This window comes from Marinomonas posidonica IVIA-Po-181 (assembly GCF_000214215.1).
GTDB lineage: Bacteria > Pseudomonadota > Gammaproteobacteria > Pseudomonadales > Marinomonadaceae > Marinomonas > Marinomonas posidonica.
In genome coordinates, this window is the sequence record NC_015559.1 from 1,081,022 (window position 1) to 1,100,501 (window position 19,480).

At 44.3% G+C, this 19,480-nt stretch carries 18 protein-coding genes and 3 tRNA genes; 14 read left to right on the forward strand and 7 right to left on the reverse strand.

Going from position 1 to position 19,480, the window contains the following annotated elements:
* Positions 1-33: 33 nt before the first annotated feature.
* The 4 genes from pgsA (at position 34) to MAR181_RS05080 (ending at position 957) form a co-directional block, all read left to right on the forward strand.
* Positions 34-594, forward strand: coding sequence for a CDP-diacylglycerol--glycerol-3-phosphate 3-phosphatidyltransferase (pgsA, locus tag MAR181_RS05065; protein WP_013795518.1), 561 nt, complete (start codon positions 34-36; stop codon positions 592-594).
* A gap of 96 nt (positions 595-690) precedes the next feature.
* Positions 691-765: transfer RNA gene (locus MAR181_RS05070), tRNA-Gly, on the forward strand.
* A gap of 21 nt (positions 766-786) precedes the next feature.
* Positions 787-860 (forward strand) — tRNA-Cys (locus MAR181_RS05075).
* A gap of 10 nt (positions 861-870) precedes the next feature.
* Positions 871-957 (forward strand) — tRNA-Leu (locus MAR181_RS05080).
* Positions 958-1,178: 221 nt separating this feature from the next.
* Here MAR181_RS05080 and MAR181_RS05085 read toward each other — a convergent pair.
* The gene (locus MAR181_RS05085) at positions 1,179-2,471 is read right to left on the reverse strand and encodes a hypothetical protein (protein ID WP_013795519.1); all 1,293 of its coding nucleotides are present in this window, start codon (positions 2,469-2,471) and stop codon (positions 1,179-1,181) included.
* Between the two features lie 116 nt (positions 2,472-2,587).
* Here MAR181_RS05085 and MAR181_RS05090 point away from each other — a divergent pair, with 116 nt between their 5' ends.
* From MAR181_RS05090 to MAR181_RS05100, 3 genes are all read left to right on the forward strand, one after another.
* Complete coding sequence (locus MAR181_RS05090; protein WP_013795520.1) at positions 2,588-2,896, forward strand: hypothetical protein; 309 nt, start codon at positions 2,588-2,590, stop codon at positions 2,894-2,896.
* Positions 2,897-3,046: 150 nt separating this feature from the next.
* Positions 3,047-3,469: a hypothetical protein gene (locus MAR181_RS05095; RefSeq protein ID WP_144011206.1), complete on the forward strand. Its 423-nt coding sequence runs from the start codon at positions 3,047-3,049 to the stop codon at positions 3,467-3,469.
* A gap of 70 nt (positions 3,470-3,539) precedes the next feature.
* Positions 3,540-3,773 carry a hypothetical protein gene (locus MAR181_RS05100; protein WP_013795522.1) on the forward strand — a complete coding sequence of 78 codons (234 nt, stop codon included), beginning with the start codon at positions 3,540-3,542 and terminating at the stop codon, positions 3,771-3,773.
* A 774-nt stretch (positions 3,774-4,547) separates the two neighbouring features.
* Here the strand turns inward: MAR181_RS05100 and MAR181_RS05105 are convergent.
* The 5 genes from MAR181_RS05105 to MAR181_RS05125 all read right to left on the reverse strand — a co-directional run bounded on the left by MAR181_RS05105 (position 4,548) and on the right by MAR181_RS05125 (position 9,563).
* Positions 4,548-4,874: a DUF7217 family protein gene (locus tag MAR181_RS05105; RefSeq protein ID WP_144011207.1), complete on the reverse strand. Its 327-nt coding sequence runs from the start codon at positions 4,872-4,874 to the stop codon at positions 4,548-4,550.
* A gap of 133 nt (positions 4,875-5,007) precedes the next feature.
* Positions 5,008-6,183, reverse strand: a complete 1,176-nt coding sequence (locus MAR181_RS05110) for an SO_0444 family Cu/Zn efflux transporter (protein WP_013795525.1) — start codon at positions 6,181-6,183, stop codon at positions 5,008-5,010.
* A gap of 1 nt (position 6,184) precedes the next feature.
* Positions 6,185-6,631, reverse strand: coding sequence for a Zn(2+)-responsive transcriptional regulator (gene zntR / locus MAR181_RS05115; protein WP_013795526.1), 447 nt, complete (start codon positions 6,629-6,631; stop codon positions 6,185-6,187).
* 231 nt (positions 6,632-6,862) lie between these two features.
* Complete coding sequence (locus MAR181_RS05120; protein WP_013795527.1) at positions 6,863-7,777, reverse strand: LysR family transcriptional regulator; 915 nt, start codon at positions 7,775-7,777, stop codon at positions 6,863-6,865.
* A 19-nt stretch (positions 7,778-7,796) separates the two neighbouring features.
* On the reverse strand, positions 7,797-9,563 hold the full coding sequence (locus MAR181_RS05125; protein WP_013795528.1) for a SulP family inorganic anion transporter: 1,767 nt from the start codon (positions 9,561-9,563) through the stop codon (positions 7,797-7,799).
* Positions 9,564-9,811: 248 nt separating this feature from the next.
* On the opposite strand from MAR181_RS05125, the gene MAR181_RS05130 reads away from it, so the two are divergent.
* From MAR181_RS05130 to MAR181_RS05145, 4 genes are all read left to right on the forward strand, one after another.
* Positions 9,812-10,810 carry a TAXI family TRAP transporter solute-binding subunit gene (locus tag MAR181_RS05130; RefSeq protein ID WP_013795529.1) on the forward strand — a complete coding sequence of 333 codons (999 nt, stop codon included), beginning with the start codon at positions 9,812-9,814 and terminating at the stop codon, positions 10,808-10,810.
* A 71-nt stretch (positions 10,811-10,881) separates the two neighbouring features.
* Entirely contained in the window at positions 10,882-12,825 is a 1,944-nt protein-coding gene (locus tag MAR181_RS05135; RefSeq protein ID WP_013795530.1) for a TRAP transporter permease, read from the forward strand.
* Positions 12,825-14,138: a sulfatase family protein gene (locus tag MAR181_RS05140; protein ID WP_013795531.1), complete on the forward strand. Its 1,314-nt coding sequence runs from the start codon at positions 12,825-12,827 to the stop codon at positions 14,136-14,138. The genes MAR181_RS05135 and MAR181_RS05140 overlap by 1 nt, the downstream gene beginning before the upstream one ends.
* Positions 14,139-14,254: 116 nt before the next feature.
* Positions 14,255-15,799, forward strand: a complete 1,545-nt coding sequence (locus MAR181_RS05145; RefSeq protein WP_144011208.1) for an NAD(P)H-hydrate dehydratase — start codon at positions 14,255-14,257, stop codon at positions 15,797-15,799.
* 55 nt (positions 15,800-15,854) lie between these two features.
* Here the strand turns inward: MAR181_RS05145 and MAR181_RS05150 are convergent, their stop codons facing one another.
* A complete protein-coding gene (locus MAR181_RS05150) occupies positions 15,855-16,736 on the reverse strand; it encodes a LysR family transcriptional regulator (protein ID WP_013795533.1) in 882 nt (293 codons plus the stop codon).
* 147 nt (positions 16,737-16,883) lie between these two features.
* Here MAR181_RS05150 and MAR181_RS05155 point away from each other — a divergent pair, with 147 nt between their 5' ends.
* From MAR181_RS05155 to MAR181_RS05165, 3 genes are read left to right on the forward strand one after another with little or no spacing between them, the layout of a single operon-like run.
* The gene (locus MAR181_RS05155; RefSeq protein ID WP_013795534.1) at positions 16,884-17,588 is read left to right on the forward strand and encodes a CoA transferase subunit A; all 705 of its coding nucleotides are present in this window, start codon (positions 16,884-16,886) and stop codon (positions 17,586-17,588) included.
* Positions 17,589-17,601: 13 nt separating this feature from the next.
* Positions 17,602-18,261 (forward strand): 3-oxoacid CoA-transferase subunit B, encoded by a 660-nt coding sequence (locus MAR181_RS05160; protein WP_013795535.1) that lies wholly within the window; start codon positions 17,602-17,604, stop codon positions 18,259-18,261.
* A 34-nt stretch (positions 18,262-18,295) separates the two neighbouring features.
* Positions 18,296-19,471, forward strand: a complete 1,176-nt coding sequence (locus MAR181_RS05165) for an acetyl-CoA C-acetyltransferase (RefSeq protein ID WP_013795536.1) — start codon at positions 18,296-18,298, stop codon at positions 19,469-19,471.
* Positions 19,472-19,480: the final 9 nt, after the last annotated feature.

Here is a 19,480-nt window from a genome sequence, read left to right on the forward strand (position 1 = left end):
GGCAGGTTTGCCCCAGCATTAATTGGATTTGAAATGAATATACCGAATATTTTAACTTCCGTTCGCATCTTGATGATTCCGGTATTGGTGGTCATTTATTATTTACCATGGGAAGGGCGCTATCATACCTGTGCCATCATTTTTGCCTTAGCGGCGATTACGGATTGGTTAGATGGTTATTTGGCGAGAAAGTTAAATCAGACATCAGCCTTCGGTGCTTTTTTTGATCCAGTCGCAGATAAGCTGATGGTCTCCATTGCCTTAGTGCTATTAGTGGCAAGCTATTCCAATCCCTTGATGACGTTGGCCAGTGCGGTGATTGTTGGTCGAGAGATTGTGATCTCCGCTCTGCGTGAATGGATGGCGGAAATGGGCAAGCGCGCCAGCGTGGCGGTGTCTTATATTGGTAAGCTGAAAACCGCCATGCAAATGCTGGCTATTTTCATTTTGTTGGGGTCACGTCCAGATACTTTAATCGCTCATCTTGGTGAAGGCGTATTGATCGCAGCGGCCTTGCTGACGCTTTGGTCCATGTACGTTTATCTGAAAGCGGCTTGGCCTGAGTTGACGTCGAAGGAATCGGATAAAAACTAATCAGAATGCAAAAAAGTGCCTAAGTTAGCCATTTATTTAGAATTTTTCCTTGACGTGAAAGCTCAAATACATAGAATAGGCACCGTCTTTTGAGACGCGGGAATAGCTCAGTGGTAGAGCACAACCTTGCCAAGGTTGGGGTCGCGAGTTCGAGCCTCGTTTCCCGCTCCATCTTTAAAGATTTCTGATAGAGGCCGGATGGCAGAGTGGTCATGCAGCGGACTGCAACTCCGTGAACGCCGGTTCGATTCCGACTCCGGCCTCCATAATCAGATTGCCCGGGTGGTGAAATTGGTAGACACACAAGACTTAAAATCTTGCGCTTTAACGAGCGTACCGGTTCGATTCCGGTCCCGGGCACCATTTATGGTGCCTTTTTTGTTTCTGTACCTTTCTAAATTCTTTCTATCTCTTCTATACTAAGCCTTTCAGGCGTTTTCTCTATTTTATAAAGTTCAGCATACGGTTTCATGAACGCAGTGGATGACTTCCGGCTCATGGTCTTGTCAGGCGAATACAGCCTAGAGAAATTAAAACAACCATTACTATGAACGAAAAACGCCCCAGTGATGGAGCGTTTTGATTTATCTGTGTTTCTCTTGAAACTCTATTAACTGTTGTTTTTTCTTTGGGCCGATTCCGCGACGTTTAATAAACTCATTGGGGTCAATTTCTAGGCACTTTTCAATAGTGGTGTAACCTTCAGCGTATAATTCCCATGCAGCGGGTAAACCAAGCTGAGACAGTTTTGATGCAAACCACTCTTGGCCATGGGTTAGGCTTGCATCTTCATTAAGTTCACCAAAGTATTCTTCCATGAATATTGGATGTTCAGAAAGATAGTTATCTATGGCGGTAATCATTTGATCGTCTGATATTTTTGATTCGACAATTTCACGAAAGTCGATCAGGTTCGCTAAAAATTCGTCTGGAAGGTCTGGTTCATCCCCAATAGTTAGCTCTAACCATGACTTATCTTGCTTAAATTTCTTAGGTAGTGACTTATATTCACTATTGGAAAACATCTTGTAAGCTATGTTTAATTCTTCTAAAGAGGTTTGGGGGGAAACATCGGGCAAAAATTGCCATGCAAGGGTTTTGAACTCCGCTAAGTCCATTGCATCAGAAAGTAAGTCCGAAAGTTTATCTAGCTGTTTCTCTGTTAAGTCATGGTTATCATAAAGATTGTCTTGGGCTTCCTCGCAAGAGAGTACAAAGTTACGCACATCCTCTTCAGTTTCGAGTTCCTTGACCATCTGGCGTGCTTCTGTTTTCGTGGTGGGAGTGGGAACCGAAGTAAAATTTGTCTTACTTGATAGGTTGTTTGTATCTGTGCTTCCAGTAGATTGACTATCAATGGAAATAGTTTTTCCACTGGTGCTAGTTGGCGCGAAGACAGTGGTTTGGGCTTGAGTTTGTGAGGCTACACTTTTCTTTTTCAGCTTCCTATTATTGTCAAGTCCAACATAAACAAACAGACAAAAAACGATGATAAAACCAATGTAACCAAAGAAATAACCCGCAATAAGGCCAAAGAATAGCGCCATAAAAAAGATAGATTTTTTACTCATTGGATCATTAATCGAATCGAATATTCTTGCTTTTTTCTTTGGTGATGTATTGGTTTTTTGTTGGTCAAACTGTTGCCATAAAGGAGCGTTGCTGTTTTTTGCGAGTTCCATATTATCAAAGCGAAAAGTCTTTTCTGAGTCTGATGCAAAGCACTTAGCGTAAACAGTATATTTGTCTACCTTCAACGGCATGATTGTACGACGGCTACCAGGTGAACTACCTCCATGATAGATGATTTCAAATACTTCACCGGTTTTTAGTTCAAGCGCTTCTTGCATCATCCGACGCATATCTGAGTGTTCCATATATCCTCCTTAATCTGATAGTCAGTTGAATATAGGCTATTTTTAAAAGCGTGACACGTCACAATTTTTAAGATGGAACAAGCACTTTCAATGGTTAGTTTTAGTGAGGGGTTAATATGTTAGTGAAATTAGCGTTTGTTGCACCAACTGAAGATGAACAGCAATACATGGTATCTATTGATTTGCTTGAACTGCCAAGAGAAGGGGATCGGATTTCTTTTTCAAGAGTAAGTGAATCAGGTTCAGAAGATTTTATAGTTAGGGAAGTCAGATGGAATCTAGCTTTTAATGATACTTTAGATAAAGGAGAAGTGCTTGATGTGTGGGTAACTTGCGAGTTTGCCGAAACATTCTCTTCGAAAGAAAGTCATAAATCATTGTGCGCGAAATTTAAAGAAAGAACGGGAGTGCATCATCAGTTCTAAAGTATACTGCTCCAGTTTGGAGAGGTTTTAAGAATTAAAATCTAATAGCTGTGTGGGGAAGTGGGAACCTATACCTGTTCAACATGGAAAATCAACTGTTAAAATTAATAATCTATTAAGCTGTTGAGAAGCAAGAAAAGGAAAAATACATTGAGTCAAAACATGGATCGATTTAATGAAGTAACTGCCAAAATTTTCGCAAAATTGTATGAGAAATTTCCTATTGAAATTGACATCCATATTGATGAGTTCACGGATGAGTCTGCAGCTGATTTTTATGTTGCAGTAGATGCTGGAGGTTTCTTTCTTCCAGATGGCGATGTTGAACTTGTTCAGCATACAGTAAGGTGGTTAGTTAGAGAGGGTTATATACATTTAGAGTGTGAACAAATGTCAAGTTTTGCGGGTTGCACACTAACAAGTAAAGGTTTACAAACCCTTAATAAAATTCCTCAAAGCTTAGATAGGAGCTATGGAGAAAAGCTTATTGAGGCGATAAAAGACCAAGGGACTGATACGATGAAAAGTTTAGCAAAACAGGTTTTAGAATATGGCACATCGTTAGTGTTTTAAGGGGATATATCAAAATAATTTGATAATATTAATTAATGTTAAATACAAACAAAGTTTGGAGAGCTGCTTAATGATTGAGTTTAATGGAAGATTTCCAAAGTTAGATAAAGCGTTGATTTCTATCTTACAATTTGCGGCTAACATTATTACGTCTAAAATCATTGTTTATACTGTTGGCGGAATTTTACTATTTACCATAGTAAAAATGGCTATCTTACTTTTAAGCATTTATATGCCTTTAATCATTCGAGGTTTGTATGGTGTATTCTGGATCGTAAAAATAATGTTAAGTTGGTTTGTATAGATGCAGGAACCTAAAACAAAACGCCCCAATGATAGAGCTTTTCTACGGCGCTAAGTCACAAAGAAGAAAGGTTAATTGTTCGGGTAATTTAAGCCTGTGATAGGCTACTGCTTTTATGAGCCATCATCGTAGAAATGAAAAAGCCCATCGTTTGATGGGCTTTTGGGTACAGCGTTATAAATTAATTGCAAAGTCGATGTTGCTAATGACTACTGAGCTTCCCGGGGGAGACACAAGGCACATTAGGACAACTATCAACGATGCTTTAGCATAATATCTCATGCTTCACCTCGTAAAAAGTTGTGTAAATTTTTCGAGAAAGCTTGAGTAAACCAGATCAAAATACTATTCTTGCGATGACGAGTCGGGAATAGTAGCTGGTTAAAACAAGCTTGTTCTCGCGCTAAGAGGCCTCTTAATTGAGGCCTTTTTTATTTATAAACCAGATGTAGCAAGGCTTACAAGAATCATTTTGATGCTCAATGGATTCAAAATCAAGGCTTGAAAAAAACGCAAAAACTAGAAAGTTACCATGACTAAGTGGTTACTAACCTTTCTTTCTTGATCATTCTTTGAACAGCGATTTGGCAAGCGTTGTAAAGGTTTTTTTTGCAAATTTTTATGCCTAAAGAAAGTGATTTATTTGTCCGAAAAAACTCATTAACCCAACCAAGTAAAAGTTATCAAACATCCCCAACCCCAAAATCACTCACTAGCACCTGACTCAACTCTGGTCCTGCCAATCTCACCAAAAAGGGTCTTACACAAGGATCATCAATCAAACCAGCCAGCATCAAAATCCGTCATACCCTGGTCCAGTTCATTCAAAATGTCGCTCGATGCGGCGAGCAAGTCATCCGTTGCGCCGGCGGCGGTATCCATGATGGTGTTGATGTTGGCACAATTGTCTGGCACATCATTCAAATAACTGTCTACAGACTTCACCGCACTGGCCACTTGCAAGTCGTCCAGTAAAGAATCCAACCGTGTTTGTATGTGGGCGTTTAGCGTGTTGGCTCCCGTACCGTAATTGAGCAGGGCGTTTTGGCAGTTGGTTACTTTGTTGGCTTCTGGCAAGGTGAATCGCTCCTGGTTTCTCAAGCATTCGTTCCATCCTTCTAATTCTACAAAAAGAGCCTCATATTAATGAATATGGCACTTCTTCAAGTGCTTCCCCTCTCTTTGGTTTGACCAATTTACATAAGCAGGTATCGCTTCCTAGCACCTATTCACCTTACTTTAGGAGGTTCTTGGCTTTTTTAATGAAAGATAGGCTGATTAAAAAAGCCAATAAAGTTGCTGATGACAAGATTAACCAGTAGGGCAAGAGAGCGTGTTCTGGACCTATTTGCGGCTGTATTTCAATATGGAATTGAGCAGCAAGAAAGTTAACCAAGTAACCGCACATTAGTGCGCCACCAATCACGCCAATTAAATACCCGAGTAATGTCTTTTTACCCATTTCTTTGCCGATTACGCCCAATGTGGCAATGTTGGTTGCTGGTCCCGCCATCATAAACACCAAAACGGCACCTGGTGATACACCGGCTAAAAGCAGTCCTGCGGCAATGGGTGTGGAAGCTGTTGCGCAAATGTACATAGGAATAGAAATGATGACCATGATGAGCATCGCGAGAATGCCGTCTCCCCATTGGGCTAAAAAGCCACTGGGTAAATAAGCTTGTACTAATGCGGCAAAACCGATGCCGATTATTAACCACATACTGATGTCATCCACCAAGTTAGTGGCTGAAAAGCGTAATCCTTTTTGTATTTTTTGGGCCGCGTTGTTCATACGGTTGGTTTTTTGGGTGCTGCAGGAGGAATTAGGTGCGACGTTGTTTTGTTGTTTCTTGTTGATTGAACAACAAGAGTTTGAGGTGTTTTTGTCGTTGGACGAATTTGCCGCCGTGTTGTGAGCGGATTTTGGCATTATTGAGTGAGATGAGGCACAACAGGATGGTGTATTGTCTGTTAGCTTGTCGTCAACGGAATAAGAGGATTTGCTTTGCTTATCTAATGAGTTTACGAATAAGCCCGCAAGAATGGCGCTAAAAATGGCTGCAATTGGTCGAACAATGGCCATGAAAGGTCCAAGCATAACGTAGGATACGGAGATAGAATCGACGCCTGTTTCCGGTGTTGAAACGAGAAAAGAGCTGGTGGCGGCTTTTGAGGCTCCAGCTCGGCGTAAACCCATGGCCGCTGGAATCACACCACATGAACAGAGAGGCAAGGGAGCGCCGATGAAGGCGGCTTTTACTGTGGTTTTGATGTCATGACCACCCAGCTGTTGGTTCATCCAATTTATTGGAATACAGGTTTTCATTATGCCAGCCAAAGCAAGGCCAAAAATGAACCATGGAGCGGATTCTAAAAACAATTGATAAAAGTGAGATAAAAACAACATGTCATTGATCTCCTTGATGAACGGAAGATTCATATTGGACTTCGTTTGTGTCTTGTTCTAATGCTTCTAGAATGGTGCAATGAACGGCACTTTCATGGCCACCACAGCAGGCATCGGAGAGTTTTTTTAACGAGCTCTGAAAGCATTTTAATTCGGCTATTTTAGCTTCGATTTCAGTCAATTTATCGTCTACCAGCTGCTTTACATCTGAGCAAGAATTGCTCTCTTTGTTGATTTCAATGGACAGCAATTCTTGGGTTTCAGCTAGGGTAAATCCCACTCCTTTGGCTCGTAATATGAAATGTAAAATGTCTTTGTCTTGTTCCGAATACAGTCGATAGCCTGAGTCTGAGCGAGCTGATGCATGCAATAATCCGCTTTTTTCATAAAAGCGTAAGGTGTCTTTATTGATCTTGTAGAGTGTTGCGAGTTCGCCAATTCGATACATGGTGTTTAGATCCGTCTGGTCACGAAGTGTTAGAAGGAATTATAAACCTTGGAGTTAGGTCCAAGGTCAAGCAAAGGCAAAATTTAATTGCTCAAACAAACATTCGTATCAAATTGATCAACGTTTTCTTTTGTCACTATGTTTGGGAAAGGTATTTGAATGCTCAATGTCTCGCTTGCATCGGCTACTTTGTTATCTAAGCAATTAGGCAGCTTTTCAGGGGAAGGTTGCTCATCCAATGTTCTGTTCTTCAAATACCTCTTTGGCGATTTTTTGAAAAGACTGAAAGGCGAATTGCTCCTGTAAAGGACTGACACACCATAGGTACAAATCGCGGGAGACAGGTTGAATGTGTTCGAGCTTAAGTTCACAGATCGAAAATTCTTCTTTGATCACGGTAACAGGGAAGTGAGGTAGTGCGGCGAGATAGCGGCCAGACGCTAACATTTTCATGAGCATATAAGCATCATTGCGGAATACGGCTTTGGTTCTTGCGCCGTGGATGCCATAGGATGAGAGCATTTCAGTGGTTTGTTGTTCAAAGTAAGAAGCGATTCCTAAGCTTAACCAGTCAAGAGACATAAAGTCATCAATCTGAATATCACTTCTATTGGCCAGTGGGTGTTGTTGGCCGCAGAAGATGCCTATTTTGTCTTCTTTTAGTCGTTCGCTATAAAGGCTGGTGGTGTTTCTGTCTGATGATTGCGGTGCAATGACGATATCAAATTGATCATCGAGTAACCCTTCCAATGCAACAGAGGGGTTTAAGCAGGTTATGGTCAAAGACACGTCTGGGTGTTCTTCAATCATGCGATCAATCACTTTGGGCAATACTCCCATTGCTAAAAGGGAGCCAGAAGCAATGCGCAAATTTTGTTTAATGCCTAATTTATATCGAGAAACTTGTTCCTGTGCAGCACCTAGACGACGGGTAATGGCTCGGCCTTCTCTAGCAAGGGATTCTCCCACTTGGGTACTGGTCACGCCAAAGCGGCTGCGAGTAAAAAGCTGGGTGCCGGCTTGCATCTCTAAGGTCGCCATTGCTCGGGTCAGAGTGGGCTGAGCAAGATTAAGGTATTCTGCCGCCGCGGTAATGGAGCCTTTATCAAGAATGGTGGCTAAGTATATAAGGTGTTTGGACTCCATAAGGGCATTCTCTTATTCGTCAATTGTTTATCTTATTGTGTTTATTATTTGGAAATTGGCGACACTCGTTGAATATTCTCGATTCGCAAACGGCGCATTTTTGTTTGTCTATCTTATCCAGCATCATGCTGATGGCTTGGTTTGAATTATCGAATATATGATGCTTTAACAGGTTCTGAAAGGTTGGCATCGAGTCAATTTCATCGGATACCGTACCTTTTAAGGAACACATAAGTAAATCCCCGCCGAGTTTATTGATGCGCTCTATTTCTGATTCCAGCAAAAGAACGCCTGAGGCGTCCATGAAATTAATGCCTTTAGCAACCAATATGAGGTTGCTACGACCCAGCTGCGTGCGTTTAGACATTTCTTTTTGCACGTAATCGACAGAACCAAAATATAACGAACCATCAATTCGAATCATTTGAAATTGTGGGCATGTGTTTAAGTCATATCGATCGATGTTACGAATCATTCGATGTTTTGTGGTTTGAAGAGGCGCCACTTCAATGAGGCGTGGGCGAGATGTTCGACGCAGATAAAAGCCGATGGATAAAATAATACCTAGGTAAATTGCGTATTCTAACGGGATAAACAGAGTCGATAAAAACGTCCCTATTAGAATGCAGGCTTCAGCAAGATTCAGTTTTAAGGTGTCGATAATGTGTTTGCTGTCGATTAAATTCCAAGCGATCAGCAGAACGCTCCCGGCCATCGCTGGCAAGGGTAAGTAGGCTGTACTGGAAGGGATAAAGCAAATAACCAATGCAACGATAACAGCGGCAAACACAGCGGCCAAAGGGCTTGCTGCTCCTGCATCATAATTAGCCCCTGAGCGAGTGAAGGAGCCCGAACTGGTGTAACAAGAAAATACCCCGCCGATCATATTTGACATGCCTTGGCCAATGAACTCTTGGTTGCCATCAATGACTTGCTTTGAACGAATCGAAATTGCCCGAGCAATCGAGACCGCTTCAATCAGGCCAAGTAAGGCCACGGCAAAAGCCCCTGAAAACAGAGATTGTATGGTGGCCAGTGACAGGTCTGGAATCGATACGGGGGGCAAACTGCCCGACATGCTCTCCACCATAGCCACATTATGATGCTGTGCGTTTAACAGAAGGCACAGCAGGCTTCCTGCTAGCATTCCAAGTAATAAATAAGGGAGTTTACGATTAATGGTTTTAATCAGTATAGAGGAGATAAAAGTCGTCGTGCCGATGGCGAGAGCGTAGAGATTGGTGTCGCTCAGGGTGTGGAGCAAGGCGCTTATTTCCTCAATAAAATTCAAGTCTGCTGGCAGCGACACGCCTAACAAGTGTTTGATTTGGCTGGTGGCGATGAGTATGGCCGCGCCCGTCGTAAAGCCAATGATGACAGTATGAGAAATAAAATTAACCAAAGCTCCTAGTCTTAAGGTGCCGAGTATGAATTGAATCACTCCCACCAAAAAACTCAGAGTGACCACTATGGTTAATTGTTCAGTCAGATTACTGTATGACATTTGATTGACAACTGAGGCCACAACGATGGAAAGAGCAGCGGTTGGGCCGGAAATCATATGGAAAGAGCTACCAAATAATGAGGCAACAGCGGCAGAAACTATGGCGGTATAGAGACCAAATTCCGGAGGCAGTCCTGCAATATAGGCATAAGCCACACCTTGCGGAAGTACCAAGACTGCGCCCGTTATACCTGCCATGATGTCGTTTTTTAGGTCTGAAGCGGTGAGCTTTCGGCCCCAAGAAACAAAGGGGAATAAGGCGAGACATAGGGCTTTTAGCATGTACTTTCCAATTGATAGACGAAATGGAGTGAAAAAGACTGTGTAAGCATTCTGAAGATACTAAACAACCACATCGTATTCGTAAAATGATAAAAGAAGGCTCTTAATCGACAAAAATGAATACATAAAATCTTTTGGTATTCATTTTTGATTGATTAGTGTCTTAAATAATTATTTTACGGATATGATCTGTCGCGTTAGATTGGAACTACCGAATAAACAATAATAAGCAAGCGGGAGAACACAAAATGCAGAATGTGAAGAGGTTGCTGCGCCAAAGTCTCAGTACTTTTGGCGTAGTATGTGCGACATCACTGCTGACGAGCAATGTACTGGCAGCAAAAATAGGCATGGAGTCAGCAACGCCAAACAGTATTTTAGGTATGTTGCCACAAGCGATGGCCCCTTACTGGTCTAAGCAAGGCGTGGATGTGCAATTGTCTCTTAATCAAACCCTCACTAAATCATTGCTGAAAATCGCAAAGGGCAGTTTGGATTCTGCGGTAATTCCTGGCTTGGCCTTTTCGGCCTTACAAAATGGCCGAGGCCCATATGCCAAAATGGCTGATAAAGCCAAAGACATGTCTAAAAATGTACGTGGATTATTTACCATTCCGGGCAGTTACTACCATGCTATTACTCGAGCGGACTCTGGCATTCAGTCATGGCCCGACGCGAAAGGGAAACGGGTTTTTATTGGTCCACCTGCTGGAGCCGCCAATACTCAAATCAGCTCTTTAGCCGCGGCAGGCGGATTGGCCATTGGTGAATATAAGCCAATTAAAGCGCCTTGGGGGGCGGCTGTACAAAGTTTTCAAGATGGTCAATTTGATGTCTTTGTGGGTACCTTTTCCCTTGGCTCTCAATCGGTTGCGGAATTAAGTTTAACGAATGAAATTCGAATCTTAGGCATTCCAGGTGAAAAAATGATGCCGCCGGAAGGTCTAGGCATGCAACCTGCGGAAATCCCCGCCAATACTTACCCAGGTCAAGTAAATGAGGATTCTGCGCTGACATGGCAGACCATCATGATGATGGCGGTTAATAAGGACATGTCTGACGATATTGCTTATACATTGACCAAAGAGTTTGTGGATAATCGCATGGCTTTAGCCGAATCGAACGCCTTGTTTAACGATTTACTGACAACGGATTATTTTGTTGGTGTTAATGCGCCATTGCATCCAGGCGCCGTGCGTTATTACAAGGAAGAAGGCATTCCCATTCCAGAAGCCTTATTACCCTAACCTTTCTTAATAACCCTATTCTCCAATGTGGATAATTTAAGCGAGGGATGACCTCGCTTAAAGGAGTGCGTATGTTTTCCTCGTCTCGAGTGATATCGAGTCTGCTTTCATGGATGCTGGCAGCTTTTAGTTTGACCATTGCTTTTTATGGCTTAGCGAATGTGATGCCTGCGATAGGCGATTTTCGTCTTGGCCCTTTTCCATTGGTCGAATTTAGAGCCTCTTTCTTTGCTTTATGTTTGACCACCATTGCGCTGGGTATGGTTCAGCAATACATCAAAGGCAAAACACACGGTCTGCATGCCCTTATTAGCTTGGCTTTAATGATGGTGATGCTGTATTGCTGCTGGTCTTTTTATCAAGTGAGCAGCGAATTGGACGACGGCATGTTTTTGTTTGGTGCCAATGAAATGTGGATTGCGGTATTGGCGGCATCTGGGGCCTTGTATTTTTGTTGGCGAGTTTGGGGAATTCCTGTTGCCCTGTTAGGCGTAGTCGGCATTGTTTATATGGCGACAGGAGAATATTGGCCTGAACCGCTACAAACCGTTAGACATGATGTTCATGAGACCTTAGCGCAAAATTTATTGTATAGCCTTGATACTGGAATTTTGGGCAGTACCTTTGCGATTGTGATTACAACGGTTTTTCCCTTCATTATTTTGGGCGCCATGTTAGAAGGCATTGGTGCTGGCGACTCCATGATTCGAATCGCCTTTCATTGGATGAGACGAACGGCCGGTGGTCCAGCGCATGCGGCGGTGTTGTCCTCTGGGCTATTTGGCACCGTATCAGGCAGTGCCGTGGGCAACGTGGTTGGCACAGGTGTGATCACCATTCCGATGATTAAACGTCGTGGGTTTTCAGCCAATTTTGCGGGTGCTGTAGAAGCTTCAGCCTCCACAGGAGGGCAGATCATGCCGCCTATTATGGGCGCGGCTGCCTTGGTTATGGCGGATTTTGTGGGCGTGAATTACATGACGGTGATTGTCGCGGTATTGGTGCCTTCGATTGCCTATTACGCCAGTTTGTTTGCCATGATTGTATTTGAATCTCGTCGTTTAGGCATACAAGCCAGTGAGACGGTGGAAGGCGTTGATGTGCCAGTGAAACAAGATTATTTGAATTTAATGCTGATCTTTGTCCCGTTAGCCATCATTGTCTGCTTGCTGTTATATGGATTGTCGCCTTCTGGGGCTTCTATTACGGCCTTGGCGGCTTTGTTTCCATTGAGTCTTATTAACCCAGAAATACGCGCGAAACCGATAAAACTCTTGCAGAGTTTGCAAGTTGGCGGACGTACTTTTGCTGGCTTGTTGATGGCCATCGCGGCCGTGAGCATTGTTATTTCGGCATTATCGGCCACGGGCGTACCAGTCAAATTCAGCGTTTTATTGTCCAGTATCGTTTCGGATTCCCTATTGATTTCCTTATTACTCGCGGCATTTTGTTGCATCGTATTGGGGATGGGAATGCCGACTTTGCCTGCGTATGTCACCGTGGCGACCATAGCGATTCCCGCTATGGAACAACTTGGTTTGGCGCCATTGACGGCTCATATGTTTGTGTTCTTTATTGCGGTTGGGTCGGCCATTACACCGCCGGTGGCGATCGCTGCCTTCGCGGCGGCCAGTATCTCTGGCGGTGGTCCGATAGGTACGTCTGTACAAGCATCGAAAGTCGGCATCATGATTTTTGTGATTCCGTTCACCTTTGCCTTTAACCCTTTGTTATTAAGCGTTGCTCAGTCTGGTGTGCCATTTGAACTGGTGTCCTGGCTTTGGTTAGTGATCAAGTTGGTTGTGGGGATTTTGTTGTTGGCAACGGCTTTGAGTGGTTTTCACGCACATAAACTGTCTTGGCTTGAGATTGTTGGCCGTTTGATGGCCGCCGTGATGTTATTTGCTCCTGGTGTGATTTGGGACCAAATAGGCGCGACTTTCGCCTTACTACTGTGGATATGGCATCTGCGTTGCGACATTAAGATCATTCAGCGTTTGAAAGGAGTAGAGTAATGACCAATATTATTTACATTGTGGCAGATGATTTAGGTTATGCCGATCTAGGTTGTTATGGTGGTCGAGAAGCTCAATTTGGCAAGGTATCGCCAAATATCGATAAGCTGGCTGATGAGGGAATGATGTTTGTTGATGGCTATGCAAACTCTCCTGTCTGTTCACCTACTCGATTTGCCTTAATGACGATGGCGTATCAATATCGTCTTCGTGGTGCACTGGAAGAACCCATTAATAGTAAAAGTATTGGCAGTGATACATTGGGCTTGCCTCCTCATATACCCACCTTGCCGGGTCAGTTAAAGAAGGCGGGGTATTACACCGGATTGATGGGGAAGTGGCATCTTGGTTATCCCCCTCATTTTGGTCCAAGGTCATCAGGCTATGATGAATTTTTTGGCATCATGGCGGGGGGCGTGGATTATTTCTCTCATAAAAGTGGTCATGGTGATCATGATCTTTGGATCAATGAAGAGGAGCATAAGGAAATTGGCTATTTAACCGATTTGATTTCAGAACATTCTCTAGAGTTCATTCATCGTCGCGCAAAAGAGGCGCCCGAGCAGCCATTTTTTTTGAGCGTTCACTACACAGCGCCTCATTGGCCATGGGAAACCCGAGAGGATGAGCATTTATCTGGCAAGATGTCGACCTTGTTTCATCTTGAAGGCGGCAATATTCATACCTACCGAAAAATGATTCATCACATGGATGAAGGTATTGGTCGAATTATGGCGGCATTAGAAGAGCATGGTTTAACGGATGATACGTTAATAGTGTTTACCAGTGATAATGGTGGGGAGCGCTTTTCTGATAATTGGCCCTTGGTTGGTGGGAAGATGGATTTGACTGAAGGGGGAATTCGAGTTCCTTGGATCGCTCGGTGGCCGAAGAAGATTGATGCTGGAAAGGTGAGCACACAGCATTGCATGACAATGGATTGGTCTCGTACTTTGCTGGAAGTCGGGGAAGGGCCGTTTGACCCTGATTACCCTGTCGATGGTGTTTCGTTAATGCCGGTACTGACGGGGAATGCAGAAACGTTTGAGCGTCCTTTGTATTGGCGTATGAAACACCGCAGCCAAAGAGCGTTACGTTTAGATGATTGGAAATACTTAAAAGTGGATGAGCACGAGTATTTGTTTAACGTCAAAAATGATGCCCGTGAGCGAGCGAATCTGGGTAAGCGTTACCCTGAAAAACTCGCAGAAATGAGACAGCAATGGCTGGATTGGAATGCAAGCATGCCTCCTATTCCTGAAGATGCGGTTGTCAGCCTTGGTTACAGTGTTGCGGACATGCCGCAACGTTAAATAGAGAGTGATCCCGTTGTGCCTTTAGCCAATTCCTTGTCATGGGGAGTTGGCTTTTTTTATTTTCAGGCTGCATAACCTTTTCGCTATTGGTGATCTGTTTTAATGGGCGTAGGATGGATTTAATAGCAGATTCTGAGGATGGCCGTGATATGACTCCCAATCAACATGCCTTACTGACACCGCAACAAATGACTCAAGCCGATCAAGCCGCCGTAGTAGCTGGTGTGCCTGCCTTTAGGTTAATGGCGGCAGCGGGTAACGCAGTGGCTGAGGCTATTAGGGCGCGATGGTCAAAGCGTCCTGTTTTAGTGATGGCGGGTCCGGGCAATAACGGTGGCGATGGTTTTGTGATTGCAGAGCAATTGCGCCAACATGGTTGGCCTGTGACTTTGGCTTTTATGGGACAAATTGACCGTATGTCAGAGGAAGCTCAAGCCCATGCTAAGGCATGGCAAGGTGAATGGCAGTCCTTGTCCCCAATGCAGTTAGAGGGGGCCGAGTTGGTGGTCGATGCCTTGTTCGGAGCCGGTTTGTCGCGGCTTATAGAAGGTGTTGCCTATGAGATGCTAGAAGCCGTTGTTCAGTCAGGTTTACCTGTTTGTGCCGTGGATGTTCCCAGTGGTCTTGATGGGACGACAGGACAGGCGCTTGGAATGGTGGCCAAAGCCGAATTAACTGTGACGTTTTTTCGTAAGAAGCCAGGTCATCTGATATGGCCTGGTCGCTTCTTATGTGGAGATTTACTGCTTTGTGATATAGGAATACCAGAGAGTGTGCTCAAGGGGCTAGCCATCAACATCATGGAAAACCAGGTTGATCTATGGCGACAAGACTATCCTTGGCCTCAGCAAAACGGTCATAAATTTCATCGCGGTCATGTTCTTATCTATGGTGGTCAATGGATAACAGGGGCCAGTCGCCTAAGTGCCCGAGCATCACAACGTGTCGGTGCGGGGCTGGTTTCCTTGGCCGTTCCAGAAATCAGTTGGCCAATCTATGCGGCTTCCATGTTGTCTGTAATGGTGAAGCCTCTGGGAAAAAATCAATCAGAACAAGCCTTTCATCAAGTGTTAAACGACTCTCGTTTTAATGTGGTGGTGATTGGCCCAGGAGCTGGGTTGGATGGAAAAGACAAAGACCGTGTCAAACAAGCTGTGTTAGGGACTCTAAAATGTGGTCGAGCTTGTGTGTTGGATGCGGATGCACTGACAGCCTTTTCTGAACAGCCAGAAGTATTGTTTAGCGCCATTCATGGTCCCTGTGTCCTGACGCCTCATGAAGGGGAGTTTGCGCGATTGTTCCCTCATTTGTCGGAACCATCTGGAAAAGATAAATTGAGTAGAGCAAAACAAGCAGCACATGAAACTGGTGCCGTCGTCTTGTTAAAAGGTGCGGACACCATCATTGCCTCACCGGATGGGCGGGCCATTATTAATACAAATGCCCCCGCTGAATTAGCCACAGGTGGGGCAGGGGATGTGCTAGCTGGATTCATTGCTGGTTTGTTAGCGCAGGGGATGACGCCGTTTTATGCTGCTGCCGCTGCCGCGTGGCTGCACGGTGAAGTGGCGAATGAGATAGGAGTGGGGTTAATTGCAGAGGATCTTGCCGATGCCTTACCGAATGTTTTGCAGCGGTTAAAGGCATACCAAGATTAAATTCAGCTCGCTTTTAACACTACACCGTAAATTTATGCGTATCTAGTCTCGTTTATTATGAGTAGGTATTAATAAGCGTATCCAGCATGGACGCGGCCGCGACCGAGAGACTCGATCTCGGTTGGCAAATAACGCCGACTCGCCACTGGATTCTCGGTTCACTGATGTTTCGACAAATAGAACCTTGTTCAATGGCCTGTTGTCGGCACAGTTCCGGTACGACGGCCACTCCCATACCTTCGCTGACCATGCGTCCGACAGTCGTCAGTTGGTGAGCATCAAATGCGACATTGAGCTCAATTCCTACCTTATTAAGGGAGCTTTCGATCTTGGCTCTGACACTTGAAGGGCGCTGTAGCGTAATAAAGTCGTGTTCCAAAAGAGCCCGCCAAGAGATGGTGTCGTATTTTTCCAATGGATGGTTTTGCGGAAGAATGGCAATGAATCTGTCTTCGTATAATGGATAGAAAGATACATCCACAAGATTGCTTGGTTCAAAAGCAATGCCCAACTCAACTTGGTTATTACGAACCATTTCTACCACAACGTCGGATAACACATCATTAATGGCAACCTGAATATTAGGGTAGCTAGCATGGTAGTTTTGAATGGCTTTTGGTAATAGGGACGCGGCAAAAGATGGCATGGAAGCAATGGTGATTTTACCCAGTTGTAAGGCAAAGCGTTGTTTCATTTCATCTTCCGCATTCTCCCATTGAGCCAATAATCGTCTGGCGATTGGTAGTAATGCTTTGCCTTCTGGTGTTAAGGCGATATGGCGAGTTGTTCGAGTGAGTAACTTTCCGCCTAAGTCACCTTCTAAGCTTTTAATCGACAGACTCAATGCGGGTTGTGATAAATGCAGCTGAGTCGCCGCACTGGCGAAACTCATGGATTGCGCGACGGCTAAGAAAGCTCGAACTTGCTTGATGTTCATCTTGGGTCTCTGAATGGGTTAAATGACGTTGGAGACTGTAGTTTCATTTAATAATCTTATTAATAAATAGAAAAAACAAATTTAATTAATTTATCGTGTTGGGTCAAACTGGACGGAATTCAAAAATAATAAGATAGGAGATGCATAATGGCCGGTTTCGATAAGGTTGTCGCTTCTTATGAAGAAGCGATGGCGGGTTTGAAAGACAATATGACAGTGCTAGCAGGCGGCTTTGGCCTCTGTGGTATTCCTGAGAATTTGATTGCTGAAATTAAACGAAAAGGCAGTAAAGGTTTGACGCTTGTATCAAACAATTGCGGCGTCGATGGTTTTGGTTTAGGTATTTTGCTAGAAGATAAGCAAATTCAAAAAATGGTCTCGTCATATGTTGGTGAAAACGCTCTGTTTGAAAAGCAACTATTGGATGGTGAGCTTGAGGTAGAGCTGACGCCTCAAGGTACTTTGGCAGAAAAAATGCGCGCTGGTGGTGCCGGAATTCCTGCATTTTATACGGCAACTGGTGTGGGTACCCCCGTAGCCGAAGGCAAAGAAATAAAACAATTCAATGGTCGTGAATACTTGTTGGAAGAAGCCATTGTGGGTGACTTTGCGATCGTAAAAGGTTGGAAAGCCGACCGATACGGTAATGTTGTCTACCGTCACACTGCTCAAAACTTCAATCCTTTGGCCGCAACCGCAGGCAAGATAACCGTCGTAGAAGTTGAAGAAATTGTCGAAGTCGGGGAATTAGATCCCGCGCATATTCATACGCCTGGTATTTATGTCGATCGAGTCGTGCTCGGCACCTTTGAAAAGCGCATCGAAAAACGAACCGTTACGCCAACAGAATAAAAAGAGGTTTCCTATGTCACTTACAAGAGAACAAATGGCACAACGTGTTGCTCAAGAGTTACAAGATGGCTTTTACGTGAATCTTGGGATAGGTATTCCTACCTTAGTCGCCAACTTCGTGCCTAAAAATATGAGCGTAATGCTGCAATCTGAAAATGGTTTACTTGGTATGGGCGAATTCCCAACCGAAGACACTATAGACGCGGACATGATTAATGCCGGCAAACAAACCGTCACGACAGTGGAAGGTGCTTCGATTTTTTCTTCTGCTGAATCCTTTGCCATGATCCGTGGTGGTCATGTGGATTTAACCGTATTAGGCGCATTCGAAGTGGATGTGCAGGGTAATATTGCATCTTGGATGATTCCAAATAAACTGATTAAAGGCATGGGAGGCGCGATGGATTTAGTGGCCGGTGCTGAAAACATCATAGTCACTATGACGCATGCGTCTAAAAATGGCGATTCAAAACTACTCTCTAACTGCTCTTTGCCATTAACTGGTAAAGCTTGTATCAAGAAAGTGCTGACGGATTTGGCTTGGTTAGAGATTGAAGAGGGTGCTTTTATCTTGAAAGAAAGAGCACCAGGTGTGTCAGTTGAAGAGATTATTGAAAAAACTCAAGGTAAATTGATCGTACCGGATAATGTACCGGAAATGACTTTTTCCTAGTGTTGAACCACAAATAAGAATTATAGGAGCTTCTATGAAAGCTGTTATCGTTGCTGCGGCAAGAACCCCAATTGGTGCGTTTAATGGGGCTTTATCTTCTTTGAGTGCGGTGCAATTAGGCACTCAGTTATTGTCTGGCATGTTAGCCAAGCAGCCTGTTTTAAAAGATCACATTGAAGAGGTCATTTTGGGCCAAGTTTTGGCGGCGGGTTGTGGTCAGAATCCAGCACGACAAACAGCATTGCAAGCCGGTTTGCCTAAGCATGTTGGTGCGATGACCATTAATAAGGTTTGTGGTTCCGGTTTGAAAGCGGTGCAGCTAGCAGCGCAATCTGTATTGAGTGGTGATTCTGCCATGGTGGTCGCTGGTGGCCAAGAAAGTATGAGTCAAGCGGCTCATGTTTTGCCAAATAGCCGCAATGGTAAAAAAATGGGCTCATGGGAATTACTGGATACCATGGTGATTGATGGACTTTGGGATGCTTTCAACGATTATCACATGGGACAAACCGCTGAAAACATTGCCGATCGTTGGCATATTAATCGTGACGAACAGGACGCGTTTGCTGTGCATTCTCAACAAAAAGCCGCTCAAGCTCAAACGTCAGGGCGTTTTGCCGAAGAAATCCTTCCTATTTCCATTCCTCAGCGTAAGGGCGAGCCTGTCATTGTCGAAGCGGATGAACAAATCCGTTCTGATACTAGCCTAGATTCACTGGCGAAACTTCGCCCAGCCTTTCTGAAAGAAGGCACGGTAACCGCTGGTAATGCATCGACTTTAAATGATGGTGCCGCTATGGTCGTTGTGACGTCTGATGAAGAAGCAAAACGTCTAGGTCTGCCTATTTTAGCAGTAATTGAAGCGGCTAGTGCGGCAGGCGTGGAGCCTGAGATCATGGGAACCGGTCCAATTGTCGCGACTCAAAAGACCCTTGAAAAAGTACATTGGCAGATATCTGATCTGGATTTAATTGAAGCCAATGAAGCGTTTGCCGTGCAAGCCCTATGCGTCAATAAAGAATTGGGTTTAGACCCAGAAAAAGTCAATGTTAATGGTGGCGCTATTGCACTTGGCCACCCTATCGGTGCTTCGGGCTGCCGAATATTGGTCAGTTTGGTTCATGAAATGCCTCGTCGAGATGCTCATAAAGGGCTGGCGACCTTGTGTATCGGCGGAGGTATGGGCGTCGCTATGCTGGTCTCTCGATAAGGGGAGGCT